The sequence below is a fragment of the Streptomyces sp. CA-288835 genome (genome assembly GCF_050936385.1).
GTDB lineage: Bacteria > Actinomycetota > Actinomycetes > Streptomycetales > Streptomycetaceae > Streptomyces.
This window is the reverse complement of record NZ_JBNJMW010000001.1, coordinates 7,289,817-7,305,034: the sequence shown is the minus strand read 5'-3', so window position 1 is coordinate 7,305,034 and position 15,218 is coordinate 7,289,817. Positions and strand designations below refer to the sequence as shown.

The 15,218-nt window shown below is 69.5% G+C and carries 14 protein-coding genes; 7 read left to right on the top strand and 7 right to left on the bottom strand.

Annotated elements, in window-relative coordinates:
* Nucleotides 1-235: 235 nt before the first annotated feature.
* Nucleotides 236-1,150, bottom strand: a complete 915-nt coding sequence (locus ACQEVY_RS33030; RefSeq protein ID WP_432953042.1) for a sulfite exporter TauE/SafE family protein — start codon at nucleotides 1,148-1,150, stop codon at nucleotides 236-238.
* A 422-nt stretch (nucleotides 1,151-1,572) separates the two neighbouring features.
* Between ACQEVY_RS33030 and ACQEVY_RS33025 the strand changes: the two genes are divergently transcribed.
* Nucleotides 1,573-2,883: an MFS transporter gene (locus ACQEVY_RS33025; RefSeq protein ID WP_432953041.1), complete on the top strand. Its 1,311-nt coding sequence runs from the start codon at nucleotides 1,573-1,575 to the stop codon at nucleotides 2,881-2,883.
* Nucleotides 2,884-2,886: 3 nt separating this feature from the next.
* Here the strand turns inward: ACQEVY_RS33025 and ACQEVY_RS33020 are convergent, their stop codons facing one another.
* The gene (locus ACQEVY_RS33020; RefSeq protein ID WP_432955520.1) at nucleotides 2,887-3,639 is read right to left on the bottom strand and encodes a TetR/AcrR family transcriptional regulator; all 753 of its coding nucleotides are present in this window, start codon (nucleotides 3,637-3,639) and stop codon (nucleotides 2,887-2,889) included.
* A gap of 131 nt (nucleotides 3,640-3,770) precedes the next feature.
* Between ACQEVY_RS33020 and ACQEVY_RS33015 the strand changes: the two genes are divergently transcribed.
* The 4 genes from ACQEVY_RS33015 to ACQEVY_RS33000 all read left to right on the top strand — a co-directional run bounded on the left by ACQEVY_RS33015 (nucleotide 3,771) and on the right by ACQEVY_RS33000 (nucleotide 7,259).
* Complete coding sequence (locus ACQEVY_RS33015) at nucleotides 3,771-4,739, top strand: ATP-binding cassette domain-containing protein (protein ID WP_432953040.1); 969 nt, start codon at nucleotides 3,771-3,773, stop codon at nucleotides 4,737-4,739.
* Nucleotides 4,732-5,475 (top strand): ABC transporter permease, encoded by a 744-nt coding sequence (locus ACQEVY_RS33010; RefSeq protein WP_432953039.1) that lies wholly within the window; start codon nucleotides 4,732-4,734, stop codon nucleotides 5,473-5,475. The genes ACQEVY_RS33015 and ACQEVY_RS33010 overlap by 8 nt, the downstream gene beginning before the upstream one ends.
* A 387-nt stretch (nucleotides 5,476-5,862) precedes the next feature.
* Nucleotides 5,863-6,438, top strand: a complete 576-nt coding sequence (locus ACQEVY_RS33005; protein WP_432953038.1) for a GNAT family N-acetyltransferase — start codon at nucleotides 5,863-5,865, stop codon at nucleotides 6,436-6,438.
* A 125-nt stretch (nucleotides 6,439-6,563) separates the two neighbouring features.
* Nucleotides 6,564-7,259, top strand: coding sequence for an alpha/beta fold hydrolase (locus ACQEVY_RS33000; protein WP_432955518.1), 696 nt, complete (start codon nucleotides 6,564-6,566; stop codon nucleotides 7,257-7,259).
* Between the two features lie 120 nt (nucleotides 7,260-7,379).
* Here ACQEVY_RS33000 and ACQEVY_RS32995 read toward each other — a convergent pair whose 3' ends face one another.
* From ACQEVY_RS32995 to ACQEVY_RS32975, 5 genes are all read right to left on the bottom strand, one after another.
* A complete protein-coding gene (locus ACQEVY_RS32995) occupies nucleotides 7,380-8,894 on the bottom strand; it encodes an alpha-N-arabinofuranosidase (RefSeq protein ID WP_432955516.1) in 1,515 nt (504 codons plus the stop codon).
* Nucleotides 8,895-9,205: 311 nt separating this feature from the next.
* Nucleotides 9,206-10,066, bottom strand: a complete 861-nt coding sequence (locus ACQEVY_RS32990) for an SMP-30/gluconolactonase/LRE family protein (protein WP_432953037.1) — start codon at nucleotides 10,064-10,066, stop codon at nucleotides 9,206-9,208.
* Complete coding sequence (locus tag ACQEVY_RS32985; RefSeq protein WP_432953036.1) at nucleotides 10,063-10,836, bottom strand: IclR family transcriptional regulator; 774 nt, start codon at nucleotides 10,834-10,836, stop codon at nucleotides 10,063-10,065. The genes ACQEVY_RS32990 and ACQEVY_RS32985 overlap by 4 nt, the downstream gene beginning before the upstream one ends.
* Nucleotides 10,837-11,150: 314 nt before the next feature.
* On the bottom strand, nucleotides 11,151-12,404 hold the full coding sequence (locus ACQEVY_RS32980; RefSeq protein WP_432953035.1) for a PucR family transcriptional regulator: 1,254 nt from the start codon (nucleotides 12,402-12,404) through the stop codon (nucleotides 11,151-11,153).
* Nucleotides 12,405-12,406: 2 nt separating this feature from the next.
* Nucleotides 12,407-12,559 carry a hypothetical protein gene (locus ACQEVY_RS32975; RefSeq protein ID WP_432953034.1) on the bottom strand — a complete coding sequence of 51 codons (153 nt, stop codon included), beginning with the start codon at nucleotides 12,557-12,559 and terminating at the stop codon, nucleotides 12,407-12,409.
* A 266-nt stretch (nucleotides 12,560-12,825) separates the two neighbouring features.
* Between ACQEVY_RS32975 and ACQEVY_RS32970 the strand changes: the two genes are divergently transcribed.
* Both ACQEVY_RS32970 and ACQEVY_RS32965 read left to right on the top strand, forming a co-directional pair.
* The gene (locus ACQEVY_RS32970; protein WP_432953033.1) at nucleotides 12,826-13,803 is read left to right on the top strand and encodes a DUF3068 domain-containing protein; all 978 of its coding nucleotides are present in this window, start codon (nucleotides 12,826-12,828) and stop codon (nucleotides 13,801-13,803) included.
* A gap of 225 nt (nucleotides 13,804-14,028) precedes the next feature.
* A complete protein-coding gene (locus tag ACQEVY_RS32965) occupies nucleotides 14,029-15,180 on the top strand; it encodes a glycosyltransferase family 4 protein (protein ID WP_432953032.1) in 1,152 nt (383 codons plus the stop codon).
* Nucleotides 15,181-15,218: the final 38 nt, after the last annotated feature.

Sequence of the window (15,218 nt, the reverse complement as noted above, 5' to 3'; positions counted from 1 at the left end):
CTGTGCTCGCGAATTCGGACGGACCGTAAGGTCGAAGCGCTTCCGCGTCAACGGTGCGCGCAGGCATCCACGCAACGTGATCGTCAGGATGCTGGCCCTGGGCGCGAAGGCGGCGCTTCGCTCGCACGGCCGCCGGACGTCAAGGAACGGACTCGCACACTTCGCGATGCACCGCCGCTCGCGGTGAGCGTGACGCTCACCGCGTCCCCTCAAGTCGTACGTGGTTCAGGGGTCCTCAGGCCGCCGTGACGGGCTGCGGCTCCTCGACGGACTCGGTCTCCGTCGCCTGCTCCTTGCGGTAGGCGCGGATCGAGTACGTCAGGGCGGCGGCCCACAGCGCGTACAGGAGTACGTAGACGGGTGTGGTCAGCGAGCTGGACGCGTCGACCCAGTCGCTCTTCAGCAACGTACGGACATTCGTCACGATGATGACGCCGCCGACCGCCGAGCCCAGAACGCGCGGCGGGACGAGGCGTACCAGCCAGGCCGCGATCGGGGCGGCGATCAGTCCGCCGAGGAGAAAGGCGGCGACCCAGGCCCAGTTGAGTCCCTGCGAGCCGAGCGAGAAGAGGAAGCCCAGGCTCGCGGCGATGGCGACGAGGAACTCGCTCGTATCGATGGAGCCGATCACCTTGCGCGGCTCCATACGCCCGCTGGCCAGCAGCGCCGGCGTACCCACCGGGCCCCAGCCGCCTCCGCCGGTCGCGTCCAGGAACCCTGCGACCACGCCGAGCGGCGACAGGAACCTCTTGCGCAGCGGCTTGCCGAGATTGCCCTTGGGCATGCCGCGGAACGTGAACCGGGACATCACATACAGCCCGAGCCCGAGCAGGATCAGCGACATCACCGGCTCGGCGACCGCGGTGGACAGCTGGGACAGAACGGTCGCACCGAGGAACGCGCCCACCGCTCCCGGCACCCCGATCTTGGCGACGACCTTCCAGTCCACGTTCCCGAACCGCCAGTGCGCGGCGCCGGACATCAGCGTCGTACCGATCTCCGCGAGGTGAACCGTGGCCGAGGCCGCGGCCGGGTTGGTGCCCATGGCGAGCAGCAGGGTGGTCGAGGTCACGCCGTAGGCCATGCCCAGGCTACCGTCGACCAGTTGGGCACCTAGGCCCGCCAAGGCGAGCAGCACCAGGGTGCGCATACGAGTCCGTCCCGTCTTTCCTAGCTTTCCTACCGGCTCAGTAGGGATCGACGGGCCGACAGTAGTGGCTCAAGCTGAGAAGAGGTTAAAAACGATGTGAAGACGCCTTGGAGTCGGGCGGCTTCCGACAACGGGCGCCCCGCCTCTTCAGCGGATCTGCCCTCATCCGCGCATCTCGGACGACTCCCTGTGCGAGCCCGCCCCTTGCGAACGAATCGTCGTTGCGGAGGGCTGGGGCCGGAGATGAGAATGCCTGGAGGTGCCGGGTGGTCATCCCGGCGAAGTGCTGGAGGCGAGGCTTGTGAACGCCGCATCTGAGCGGTGCGCCTTGTTCTGCGCGCCAGACGCCGACCACTTCGCTTCGCCCACCGGCTGACTGCTTCGTTCGCGGTGGGCGCTTCCCCTCATGGGAGACCACCGCAGTGTCCGAAGATTCCGTAGATTCCTTGCCCGGTGATCGCCGTCCTCTGGCAACGGTCCTTGCCGCCAACGTCGTTTCGATCACCGGGAGTTGCCTCACGTACATGGGCGTGCCGTGGTTCGTGCTGCAGAGCACGGGCAGTGCCGCCAAGGCCGGCATCGTCGCGTTCTGCACGATGCTGCCCGTAGTCCTCGCTGCGCTTGTCGGTGGTCCGGTCATCGACCGGATCGGGCGGCGGCGGGTGGCCGTCATGTCGGACCTCGTCTGCGGAGTGGCCGTTGCGGCGATCCCGCTGCTGCAGTTCGCCGGTGTCCTGCAGTTCTGGATGCTGTGCGCGTTGATGGCGGTCACCGGGCTGTTCCGTACGCCGGGTGAAACTGCCCGCGGCGTGCTGTTGCCGACGCTCGCCGAACGCGCCCGGATGCCGCTGCCCAGGGCTGCCGGGCTGTACGACGGTGCGTCACGCTGTGCGGCGCTGACTGGATCGGCTCTCGGGGGTGTGCTCATCGCCGTACTCGGGGCCGAGAACGTCCTGTTGGTGGATGCCGCGACCTTCGCCGTGTCCGCGCCGCTGTTCACGTTCGGGGTGCGCGGCCTGCCCGAGGCGCAGGCCCGGCCGCGAGCCGAGCCGATGTCGTTGCGTGCCTACCGTCGTGAGCTGGGACAGGGCTATCGCTTCGTGGCGGCCACGCCGTTGCTGCTGAGCCTGTGCCTCATGACGCTGGTGACCAGGGGCCTCGACCAGGGATGGAGCGCTGTACTCCTCCCCGTACATGCCCGTGAGGAGCTGGGTGGTTCCGTCGATCTCGGTCTGCTGGAGGCTTCGTTCGGGATCTGCGCGCTCACGGGGGCGCTGGCCTATGGGGCGGTGGGCAGCCGCTTTCGGCGGTGGCCGGTGTTCACGATCGCGTTTCTCATCGTGGGCCTGCCGCGCTTCGTGGTGGCCGCCTTCACCGACTCTTTCGCGCCGCTGGCGGTGATGATGGCGGTTGAGGGGCTCGCCTGCGGTGTGCTCAACCCCATCATGGCCACCGTGATGTACGAGACGGTGCCGGAGGAACTGCGCAGCCGCGTACTCAGCGCGACAACAGCCTCGTTCCAGCTGGTCACTCCTCTGGGCGGACTGGCTGCGGGCTTCCTCGTGGATTCGGCCGGCCTGTCCTCGTCGCTGCTCGCGGTCGGCGGTGTGTATCTGCTCGCCACGCTGTGCCCGGTGATCTTCCCGGCCTGGAGGCAGATGGACAGTGCCGGTTCTCCTCACGACAGGGCGGAGGACTCGCTGCCGCGGGGCTCGGGATCGAAGCGGGTGTAGTGCCTAACCGCGCCGCGCGATCAGCGCCGCCACCCCGTCGAGCACGACCTCGAGTCCGAACTCGAAGTCCGCGTCCGGTTCGTCCGCCTGGGCCAGGGCATCGGATTCGAGGAGGCGCGTGACGGCCGGGTGGCGTTCGGGGTCGGTGAGGGTGGCGAGGGTGCGCCGGTAGCGGCGCAAGACCTCGTCGGGGGTGTGGCCGCGCGCCGTGTACGCGGCATCCAGGTCGGACATCAGCGTCGCCTCGTTGCGCACATAGCCGCTGACCAGCATGATCACGCCGAGTTTCGTACCCTCGTCGAGCCCCGTGCCGTCGAGGGCCGCGAGGCCGTACTCCATCCACGCCACCGACTTCGGGCTCGCGGGCGGCCCGGAGGTGGGGATCCGCAGGAGCCACAGGTTCTCGTAGAAGAACGCGCGCTGGGCCCGCGCCCACCGGGTCAGCCCCGCGCGCCACCCGGCCCCGTCGGGCAGCGGTTCGGGGGGCGCGGGCGTGACCGCCTCCTGCATCAGGATGTAGAGCTCGTCCTTGGCGCCGACGTACCGGTAGAGCGACATCGGCGAGACGCCGAGCTCCTTGGCGACGCGCCCCATCGACACCGCCCCGATGCTCTCGGTGGCCGCCACGCCCACCGCCGCGGCCACGATGCGGTCCAGGCTGAGCCCCGGCTTCGGCCCCTTCGAGGGGCGGGCCCTGAAACCCCAGGCCGTCGCGAGGCTCGCGGGCAGGCCGGTGTCCTCGTCCGCCGCCGCCATCCGCGTCGCCTCCCTCTGCGCATCCGGGACCGTTCCTCGGGCCTCCGGCTTGACGTACATCCTAGTTCTGCGTAACCCTTACACAGTAATGCGTAAGGGTTACGCAGTAAGAGTCATGGAGAGGCGAGGCCATGCCCGACGCACCCGCCATCGAGGCCACCGGCCTTCGCAAGACCTACGGAAAGGTCGAGGTCCTGCGCGGTCTCGACCTGACGGTGCCGCGCGGCACCGTGCACGCCCTGCTCGGCCCGAACGGCGCGGGCAAGACCACGATCGTGCGCATCCTGGCCACGCTCACCGAGGCCGACGCGGGCACCGCCAGGGTCGCCGGGCACGACCTGCGCACCGAGCGGGCCCGGGCCCGCCGCGCGCTCAGCCTCACCGGCCAGTTCGCGGCGGTCGACGAGATGCAGACCGGCGCGGAGAACCTGCGGATGATGGCCCGGCTCGCCCGCACACACGGCGGCGCCCGCACCTCCCGTGCCGCCGCACGCACCCGGGCCGCCGAACTCCTCGACCGCTTCGACCTCGCCGACGCCGCCGACCGCCTGGTCAAGACGTACTCGGGAGGCATGCGGCGGCGCCTCGACCTGGCCGCGTCCCTGGTGGGCGAACCCAAAGTGATCTTCCTGGACGAGCCGACGACAGGCCTCGACCCGCGCAGCCGCCAAGAGCTGTGGAGCGTGGTGCGCGAGCTGTCGGCGCGGGGTACGACGGTCTTCCTGACCACCCAGTACCTGGAGGAGGCCGACCGGTTGGCGGACCGTATCGCCGTGCTGCACGGCGGCGAGCTGATCGCCGAGGGCACCTCCGAGGAGCTGAAGCGGCGCGTCGCGGGCCACCGCCTCGACGTCGTCCTGACCGACCCGGCCGCCTATCTGCGCCTGGTGTCACAGGCGATGTACAGCGAGCCCGAGACCCGCACCCTGGGCTTCCCCACTGACGGCGGCGCGCCCCAGGTGCGGGCGCTGCTCGACGCGTTGGACCCCGACGGCACGGCCATCGAACGGTTCTCGCTGCACACAGCCACCCTCGACGACGTCTTCCTGAGCCTCACGAAGCCGACACAGCCCGCACGCCAGGAGCCCAGCCATGTCTGACGTACTCATCATGACCGGCCGCTCCGTCCGGCTCAGCCGCCGCAACGTCGACGCCCTGATCATGGCCATGGCGCTCCCGGTGATGCTGCTCCTGATCTTCGTGTACTTCTTCGGCGGAGCCATCAACACCGGTACGAAGTACGTCACTTACGTCGTCCCCGGCGTCCTGCTGCTGTGCGCCGGCTTCGGCTCGGCCAGCACCGCCGTGGCCGTCACCGAGGACCTCAAGGGCGGCATCATCGACCGCTTCCGGTCCCTCGACATCGGCGGCTCCCCCATCCTGGCGGGCCACGTCCTCGCCTCCACGGCCCGGAACCTGATCGCCACCGCCCTGGTCTTCGCGCTCGCCTTCGCGATCGGCTTCCGCCCCTCGGCCGGCCCGGGCGGCTGGCTCGCCGCGATCGGCCTCCTGGTCGCCTACATCGCGGCGCTCTCCTGGCTGTCCGCCGCGGTGGGCCTGCTCGTCAAGTCCCCCGAGGCAGCCGGGGGTTTCACCTTCTTCGTGAGCTTCCTGCCCTACCCGAGCAGCGCCTTCGTGCGGATCGACGACATGCCGTCGTGGCTCCAGGGCTTCGCCACCCACCAGCCCGTCACCCAGGTCATCGAGGCGGTACGCGGACTGCTGCTCGGGCAGCCGGTGGGCTCGACGGGGTGGGTGGCGCTCGCCTGGTGCACGGGCATCCTCGCCGCCTCGGCGGCCGCTTCGGGAGCGCTGTTCAAGTGGCGTACGGCTTAGGCGTGTTGCCGGGATCGCCGACCCGACGCCCTCAACGGCAACGGACGATGGCAATCGCCTCGCATATCCGGCAGCTCACGGCCACCGACGTACGGTCGAGCGGACTCGGTTCAGTGGCGAAGCGACTGGGTTGGCTGCCAAAGGACAGCCGTCGGCGTGCAGCATCCACCCGGTTCGCAGCGCTGCACCGGCCAACCGACGGAACGCTCGAGTCGGGTGTGGCTCTTGCTCGGTGAGTTCGCGGAGGCCCGGGGGTTGGAGGAGAGGGGGGCCTCCGCCCTGCATGACGTGGCAATGTCCGGGCGGGTGCGTCGGACACGCTCCGTACGCCTGCTGAGGGTGTCCCGCCCGGCCCGGCATGTTCTGCCCCGTGGGTAGGGTCCGGGCATGTACCCGGTCTCACGTTCCGGTCCACGTCTTGATCTGCGTGAACTCGCCGACGAGGACGTGGATGCGATGCTCGCCGTCTACAGCAGCTCCGTAACCACGGAGCACCTGTCGTTCGCAGCGCGCACCCGCGAACAGGTCACGCAGGTCCTGTCCGAATCGATCGCCTCCGCCACCGCGACCCCGCGCACCGAGTACCAACTCGCCGTCGTCGAACGGAAAACGGCCAAGCTGATCGGCTCCGGCCGCCTCGCCACCGACCCGCATCAGCAACGCGGCGCCACCATGGGCTTCGCCCTGCACCCCGATACCTGGGGAGTCGGCTACGGCATCGAGACCGTACGCCTCCTCCTCGGCCTCGGGTTCGAGGACCTGGGCCTGCACCGCATCTGGGGAGCACGCTCCCCACTCAACGAGGCATCGGCGAGAACCATGGCCGCCGCGGGCATGGTCGAGGAGGGCACCATCCGCGAGCACATCTTCAAGGCCGGCCGATGGCGCGACTCGGTCGTCCACGCCATGCTCGACCGCGAGTGGGCGGCCGCCTCCCAGAGGCTCAAAGGAGTTCAGCGGTAGGGCAGGTAGCTGTCGTGGGAATGTGACAGTGACGGGGTCGAGTGTCACATTTCCGCGATCACCCCCGTACTCCAGAGGCCTCGTCCTACGGTGATGGCCATCGGGCTGGAGAAGGGGAAGTGACCATGGACATCCTGCTCATTGGTGGGCTGTGGCTGGAGGGATCCGTGTGGGGTCGGGTTGCGGCCGGGCTGGAGGCGGTGGGGCATCGGGCGGTGCCGGTTACTCTGCCGGGGCAGGGGGACGGCCGCGTGTCCGCCACGCTCGATGACCAGGTGGGGGCGGTGGTCGCCGCGGTGGACGCGGCGGACGGTAAGCCCATGGTGGTGGGGCATTCAGCTGCGTGCGCGCTGGCCTGGCTTGCCGCCGACCGGCGGCCGGAGGGGGTGGCCAAGGTTGCCCTCGTCGGTGGCTTTCCGTCCGGCGACGGTCAGCCGTACGCCGATTTCTTCGAGGTGACGGACGGCGTCATGCCCTTTCCGGGCTGGGGCCCCTTCGAGGGGCCGGACGCCGCCGACCTCGACGACGAGGCCAGGCGAGAGTTCGCGGCTGCCGCGATCCCCGTGCCCGCAGGCGTCGCCAAGGGCGTGGTGCGGCTGACGGACGAGCGGCGGTTCGACGTGCCGGTCGTGGTTGTGTGCCCGGAGTTCACGCCTGCTCAGGCGCGGGAGTTGATCGACTCCGGCGACTCCCCGGAACTCGCCCGGGCAAAGCACGTCGACTTCGTCGACATCGACTCGGGGCACTGGCCCATGTTCACCAAGCCCGCCGAGCTGGCCCGGGTCCTGGCCGAGGCCGCCGGCACGGACTCCCAAGCCTGAGGGGGCATGAGGCCGTGAGGCGCGTACGTCCGACGGGGGCGCGTCGACGATCGTGGGGAGGGCTGGTTGGTGAGGACCCTCCCCACGTCGTCGTACGAGGGGACTCTGCTGGTGGACGTACTAGCGCAGCCGGATCACGTTCCAGGACAGCGGCTCCAGTACGGCGTTAAGCGTGCCGTCCTGGAGGGTTGTGCCGTCCACGGGGTGCGGAGTGACGCGTTCCGGGTTGTCGAGGGTGTTGCGGGCGTCGGGGTCGGTGTCCGCGAGGGCCGTGTGCTCGAGCATGGAGGTCAACTCCAAGCTGTTTAGGGCAACTTCGAGCGGTAGCGGCTCCGTACGGCTGCGGTTGACCGCGAACACCGTCACCGAGCCGTCCTCCGCCCGCACCGCCGTGGCGTGCAGCAGGTCCGTTTCCCCGTACTTCTTCGTCTCGTATGTCGGGGAGTCCACCCGTACGTCGAGGACCTCGCCGCGTCCGTAGCGCGAGGCCTGGGCGAACGGGAAGAACGTCGTCTGGCGCCAGGCCGGGCCGCCCGGTTGGGTCATGATCGGGGCGATGACGTTGACGAGCTGGGCGAGGCAGGCCACGGTCACGCGGTCCGCGTGCCGGAGCAGGGCGATGAGGAGTGAGCCGAAGACGACGGCGTCGGTGACGCTGTAGTTGTCCTCCAGGAGGCGGGGGGCCTCGGGCCAGTCGTCCTGCTCGAACGTCTTCGCGTGCTCCTCCCACTTGGGCAGGTACCAGACGTTCCACTCGTCGAAGGAGAGGTTGATCCGCTTCTTCGACTTGAGCTTCGCGCCCACGTGGTCGGCGGTCGCGACGACGTTGTCTATGAAGGACTCCATGTCGACGGCGGAGGCGAGGAAGGAGTCGATGTCACCGTCGTCCGGCCAGTAGTAGGCGTGGAGAGAGATGTAGTCGACGAGGTCGTACGTCTCTGCCAGCACCGTCGCCTCCCACTCGGCGAACGTCGGCATGCTCTGGCTGGAGGAGCCGCAGGCGACCAGTTCGACGGTCGGGTCGAGCTGGCGCATCGCGCGGGCCGTCTCGGCGGCGATACGGCCGTACTCCTCCGCCGTCTTGTGGCCCGTCTGCCAGGGGCCGTCCATCTCGTTGCCGAGGCACCAGAGTTTGATGCCGAAGGGGTCCTTGTCACCGTGGGCTATGCGCTTCTCTGCGAGTGCGGTGCCGGAGGTGTGGTTGGCGTACTCCTGGAGTTCCAGGGCTTCCGCGACGCCTCGGGTGCCGAGGTTGACCGCCATCATGGGCTCGGTTTGGGGGCCTACCTTGCGGAGGAAGGCGATGTATTCGGAGAGGCCGAAGCGGTTGGTCTCGGTCGAGTGCCAGGCGAGGTCTAAGCGGCGGGGGCGTTCGTCCGCGGGGCCCACCGAGTCCTCCCACTTGTAGCCGGATACGAAGTTGCCGCCGGGGTAGCGGATGGCGGTGACGCCGAGTTCGCGGACCAGGTCCAGGACATCGGTGCGGAGGCCTCCGGCGTCGGCCGAGGGGTGGTCGGGCTCGAAGATGCCGGTGTAGACGCAGCGGCCGAGGTGCTCGACGAAGGAGCCGAAGAGACGGGGGTTGACCTCGCCGATGGTGAAGGCGGGGTCGAGTGTGAAGCGGGCGGTGTGCATGGTCTCCTTTCGGGGAGGGTTGTCCTTGTTCGCGGGCATGTGCGGGTTGTCGGTGGCTGGTCGCGCCCCACTCTCGGCTGCGCCGCAAATTGATGCAGCCCCGCGTCCCGGGGCGCCTGCCAGCCCGCGGCTCCAACTGCTGGACAGGGGAAGCGTAGGCGCTCCGCAGGGCGGGGTTGGATTGCGGCTGCCGGCCCGTCGTGGCTGGTCGCGCCCCGCGGCGGAGCCGCAAATGTCACAGCCCCGCGCCCCTAACGGGGCCGACACCGCGTACCAGCCCGCGGGTGGATGCGCGCGCGAAGAACTGGCCGCTAACCCGCGAACGGCGGCTGCGTCAGCCCCTTCCCCGCGCCCGGTACCACCAGTACCGAGCCTGACATCGGGTGCGGCGCCTCCAGACCCGTACGGGCCGTCGTGATGTACAGGTCCGTCAGGTCGGATCCCGCGAAGGCGCAAGCCGTGGGGCGGGGGGTGGGGAGGGCGATCACACGGTCCAGGTCCCCGGACGGGGTGTAGCGGCGGACTGCGGCGCCGTCCCAGAGGGCTACCCAGATGCAGCCCTCGGCGTCGACGGTGAGGCCGTCGGGGAAGCCGACACCCTCCTCGATAGACGCCAACTGGCGCCTATTGACGGGGCGTTGGTCGTCGCCCACGTCGAAGACGTCGATGCGGCGCGTCGGTGAGTCGATGTAGTACATCAGGGTGCCGTCGGGGCTCCAGCCCGTGCCGTTGCTGACGGCGACGTCGTCGAGGACGACTTCCACCGTGCCGTCGGCGGTGATGCGGGAGAGGGTGCCACCGCCCGGTGCCTCGTCGTAGCGCATCGTGCCCGCCCACAGCGAACCGTCGGGGGCGACCGCGGCGTCGTTGGCGCGGCGGCCGGGGACGACTTCCCGGTGCAGCCACCGGAAGCCGTCCGGGCCCTCGGCGCCATCAGCGCCGATGAGCGCCACGCCGTCGCGGAGGTTGAGTACCAGGCCTCCGCCCGTACGCGGCTTCGCGGCGCCCACGTGCTGCTCGGTCGTCAGGACCGTACGGCGCCCGGTGTCCGGCTCGTACGTATGGACCCGGGAGCTGAGGATGTCGACCCAGATCAGCCGCTGGGCTGCGGCGTCCCAGGTCGGGCCCTCGCCCAGGGTGGCGTATTCACGTATGGCCACTTCTACGGTCATGCCACGCTCCGGTGCCCGAGCCGCTCCGACAGTTCCGCGGCGCCCTTCATGGCGAGCTGTTCCAGCTCGCCGCGGCGGTCGTCGCTCCAGCGGATCATCGGTACGGAAATGGAGAGCGCGGCGACGACCTGGCCCGTGCGGTCGCGTACGGGGGCGGCCACGCAGCTGACGTCGGGGTTCGACTCGCGGCTCTCCACGGCGACGCCCCGGCGACGGATCTCGGCGAGGGCCTCGCGCAGAACAGTCGGGTCGGTGATGCTGTTCGGTGTCATCCCAATGAGTTCGGCGTCCTCGGGGACCCGCGAGGTCAGCTCGGAGTCGGGGAGCGAGGCGAGCAGCATCTTGCCCACGGAGGTGCAGTGCGCGGGAAGGCGACGTCCGGCGGCGGACACCATGCGCACGGCGTGCGTGGAGTCGACCTTGGCGATGTAGATGACGTCCGTGCCCTCCAGGATGGCCACGTGCACCGTCTCGTCGCAGGTCTCCGCGACGGTACGGGCGACCTGCTGGCCCTCGGCGGCGAGGTCCAGCTGCTCGGCGTAGCGGCTGCCGAGCTGATACGGGCGCACACCGAGGCGGTAGCGTCCGGGCTGACCCGGTACTTGCACGATGTACTGCCGAGCGGCGAGCGTGGTCACCAGCTCGTGCACGGTGGTGCGCGGCAGCTGGAGCTTGCGCACGATGTCGGGGGCCGAAAGCGTTCCGTCCCCGTCGAGAAAGAGCTCGAGAATGTCGAGAGCCCGGGTCACGGCTGGCACGAGACGTCCCACGACCGGCCCCTCCCTAGTGTTCGATATTTCAACAGACGATCGGCATGACGAACACAGGCTACGCATAGTGGCTTTCGCCAGGCAATATGCAGGCAGTCACGACCGCCTGAGCAGGGCAAACGCGGGTGGCTGTGCTCCCTAGGTACAGGGGAGCGCCCCTTTTAGGGGCGCGGGGCTGTGTCAATTTGCGGCTCCGCCGCGTGGGCGCGACAAGCCACGACGAACCCGCAGCCGAGGGAAAACTCGCAGCCCCCTGCGCTTAGTCGCCCCGCGACAAAAGCGCCGGGCGCGAGCTCACCGCCGGGCGCCGGCGCTCAACGCCGAGCCCGCGGATCCCCCAGCTCCCCCCGCAACCGCTGCGCCCGCAACACAAGCTCCAACTCAAACCGCCGATCCGGGTCATCGATCTCGTCCCCCCACAACTCCCGAATCTGCCGAAGGCGATACCGCACGGTCTGCGGATGCACCCCCAACCGAGCCGCCACCTCCGGCGCCCCGCCCCGCGTCTCCAGCCACGCCAGCAGCGTCTCCGCCAGCCGGCGCCCATGGGTGGGCCCGCAGTGGCCGAGCGGCGCCAGTGACCGCCGCGCCAGGTCGTCGATCAGCTCCTCGGGCTGGAGGAGGACCAGGGCCTCGGTGTGTTCCGTGCAGTAGAGGACGTCCCCGGAGGGGAGCAGCCCGCGCTCCATCAGCCGTACCGCCGCCTCAGCCCAGCGCAGCGACTTCGCCGCGTCGGCCAGTGGGACCGGCGGGCCGATCGCGCCCGCCCAGCCGGTCATCGCGCGCCGCAGGAGCTCGGGGCGCCCGGCGGCGTCCGGGTCGGGAACGACCATGCGGGGCTGTTCGCACTCCATGTCCAGCAGTACGCCCTGCCCTACGGCGGGGGCGACGGCTTCCCGGGCGGGCCGCAGCAGTACGCCCACCGCGACCTTGCCGGGAATCGGCCAGCCGATGCGCGCGGCCCGTTCGGCGAACGCCTCGGTCGGGTCGCCCCGGTGGTGCTCGGTGAGCAGCAGTTCCATGAGCCCGCGCTGAAGGCGGAGCCGTTCGCCTGCCTGCCGGGCGGCGGCCTCGGCGTAGCCGCGTACGGACTGGTCGACGAGGCCGTCCAGGTACTCGTAGCCGGCGTCGACGAGCTCGTACATCGCGGGCGGTGGGATCTCCACGCGCTGCCCGATCTCGGCGAAACGGCGCCAGGCGAGGCGTACTCCCATGCGGTAGATCGCCTGGAGCGAGTCGAGGCTGCGGCCGTTGAGGCCCTCGCCGCGGCCGAACTCCTGGAAGACCTCGGGGTGGACGCGCGGGCGGCCCTCGGCGGCCTCCAGGTGCTGGATGAAGACCTCGATGGCCCGGCGGATGCCGATCAGCGCCATGGGTTCGCCGGAGTCGTCGAGGACGACGGGCAGGTGGGGGTACTCGCGGCGGATCTCCCGAAGGATCTCCTCGGCGAGGTCGGGCGCCTCGGCCAGGGCAATGGCCGCGAACTGCCGGACCTTGAGGCGTGGTACGTCACGCCATGCCGAGCGCACGGTGACGGTTCCGGTGGTTGCCGGGGTGCGGAGCGCCATGGTCAGCGGTCCTGGCCGGCCGTCTCATACGTGATCAGGGGGGTGTTGGGCTGCTCTGGAGTCGCGTTCAGCAGCGCGACGATGCCGACGGCGGCGCCGACGGCGAGTACGGCGGCGGCGGTGACCGTCAGCAGGGCGGCAAGAAGTCTGGGCACGAAAGTTCAGCCCTCTCAGTCGAAAGGTGGTCCCACCGGGTTGAATGGCGGTCCCACCCCGGTCAACCGCAGCAGAAATCTGTGCGGCTGCCTGCCCATTCAATCGCCCCAGCCGGTCCCTTCCGGCAGGGGACAGTCTCGACAATGCATTGACACTTCGTCAAGGGTGCGCCTACGGTTCCCGCCCCATACCGCTTGTGCACCCTCCCACCACTGTGTCCGCACATCTCTGTGCCTGGTCACCACAAGCCCTCTGGAGTGCCCGGATGCGCCGCACTGCCTCACCGTTGTCGCTGGTCCTGCTGGGTTTGGGCGTGTTTTTGCTCGTCCTGGCCCCCCTGCTCGCCTGGTATGTCGAGCCACGTGCTAAGCAGAACCCGATCGACATCGATTCCAAGACCATACTCACCGGCACGGGAAGCTATTTCGACACGGACGAGATCGAAACCGTTCACAACAAAAAGATCACGATCACCCGGCAGGTCCGCGGCGATGTCGCCGACAGCGAGAAGCACGGGCGGGCGATCTGGGACGTGTCCACGACCCTCGACACCGAGAAGTCGCTGCCGGCGGCAGACCCGCACGACGCGCTGCTCTGGACGACAGAGCGCTGGGTGACCAACCGGAAGACGAACGCCCCGGTCCACTGCTGCCAGGAGAAGCCGTACATCGAGGGTGAGGCGTATCTGAAGTTCCCCTTCGACGTGCAGAAGCGCGATTACCGCTGGTGGGACAGCACTCTGGGCTCGACGATCACCTTGAACTACCAGGGCAAGAAGAAGATCCAGGGGTACGAGGGCATGCGGTTCACCGCGAAGGTGGCGCCCGCCAAGAACGGCACCCGGATGGTGCCGGGCACCCTCGTGGACCAGCCCGAGCGCAGCCAGGTACTCGCCGAGGAGTGGTACGCCAACCACGGCGTCGAGCTGGTCGTCGACGAGCCCACGGGCCGGATCCTCTACGCCGCGACCGGGATCCGTCAGACGCTGCGGGCGCCGGGTTCCGACGAGGATGCGGCGGTTCTGCTGGACGCCAAGCGCCTCGCCTTCACCACGGACACACAGAAGGAGCAAGTGAAACTCGCCAAGGCCGACAGTCGCCAACTGCGCCTGGTGGGGCAGACGTTGCCCATCGGGGCGGCAGGAGCGGGCGCACTGCTCGCACTTGTGGGGGTCATTTTGGTGGTGCGCGGGCGTCCAAATCCTGAAACGTCCGAGTCGTCCCAGCAGCCGCTCACAATGTGATGAGACGTCAGCGGAATAAAGCCCCGAATTTGTCACCTGGGTGAGTAGCAGCATCGAACCACTGGGCGAAAACTATCCACCCCCACCCAAGCACAGCCTGCCCACACCATCGCCACAGTCGGTCCCACAACCACCACACATCCGCCCCGCGTGACCTTGTCGGAAACCCCGCACCCGCCGAATCCCCCACGCTGGTTCCGCACCCCGAGACGAGTTGGAGCACACATGCCCCAGCACGTGCCTTCGTCGCTGCGCGCTGCATTCCCCCGCACCGCGCAGCGACCGCCGGCGCGCTCCCCACAGCCGCGCCGGATCGTCTTCCTCGCCCGCCGTGATTTCGGCAACGCGGCGGCGGGCGGCTCCGAACTCCTCGTCGACAAGCTCGCCGAGGGCCTGACCCAACTCGGCCACCAGGTCACCCTGCTGTGCGGGGGACCGGCCGCGTACCGCGACTACCGAGTCGTGTCGGCCGGGGGCGACCTCGGCCACTATCTGAAGGTCCGTTCCGCTTTCCAGCGCCAGGTCGGCGACTGCGATCTGCTGGTGGAGGTCTGCAACGGGATGCCGTACCTGGCGCCGTTGTGGCATCGCGGCCCGACCCTGTGCCTGGTCAACCACGTCCACACCGATCTGTGGAAGATGCGGTTCGGCGGTCCGCTTGCGCCCGCCGCCCGCCTCGGCCGAAGACTCGAGCACTGGGCGCTCGCGGGTGCCCAGCGCAAGAATCTGCTGGTCGCCGTCTCCCCGTCGACGGCACACGCGCTGCGCGACATAGGTGTCGAGCGTGAGCGCATACGGGTCGTCCACAACGGCGTCGAGGAACCGGGCCCGCGGGCCGAGCGCTCGCCGGAGCCGCTGTTCCTGGCGATGGGACGGCTCGTCGAGTACAAGCGCATCGATCTGCTGCTGCGGCTGTGGGAGCGGGTCCGCCCGGTCACCGGCGGCCGTCTGGTGATCGTCGGCGACGGACCCGAGCGGCAGCGTCTGGAACAACTCGCGGGCCCTGGCGTGGAGTTCAGGGGCCACGTCTCCGAAGCCGAGAAGCACGAGCTGCTCTGCGCCTCCTGGATGCTGCTGCACCCCTCCGCCGTCGAAGGCTGGGGTCTGGTGGTGACCGAGGCCGCCGCCCGTGAGACTCCGGCCATCTCCTTCGACGTACCCGGTCTGCGGGACTCCATCGTGGACGGCGAGACCGGTCTGCTGGCCCGCGGCGAGTCGTCGTTCGCTGCGGCCTGGTGCACCCTCGCTCTGTCCGCCGAGCGCCGCACCCTGATGGGCAAGGCGGCGCGGGAGCGTGCCGCCCAGTACCGCTGGCACCAGACAGTTCGGCAGTTCCGCGCGGTCGCGGCAGAGGCGGTGAGGAGCTACCAGCCATGAGCACTTCCACGGGTTCCGGCAGAGGCACGGGCAAAGGC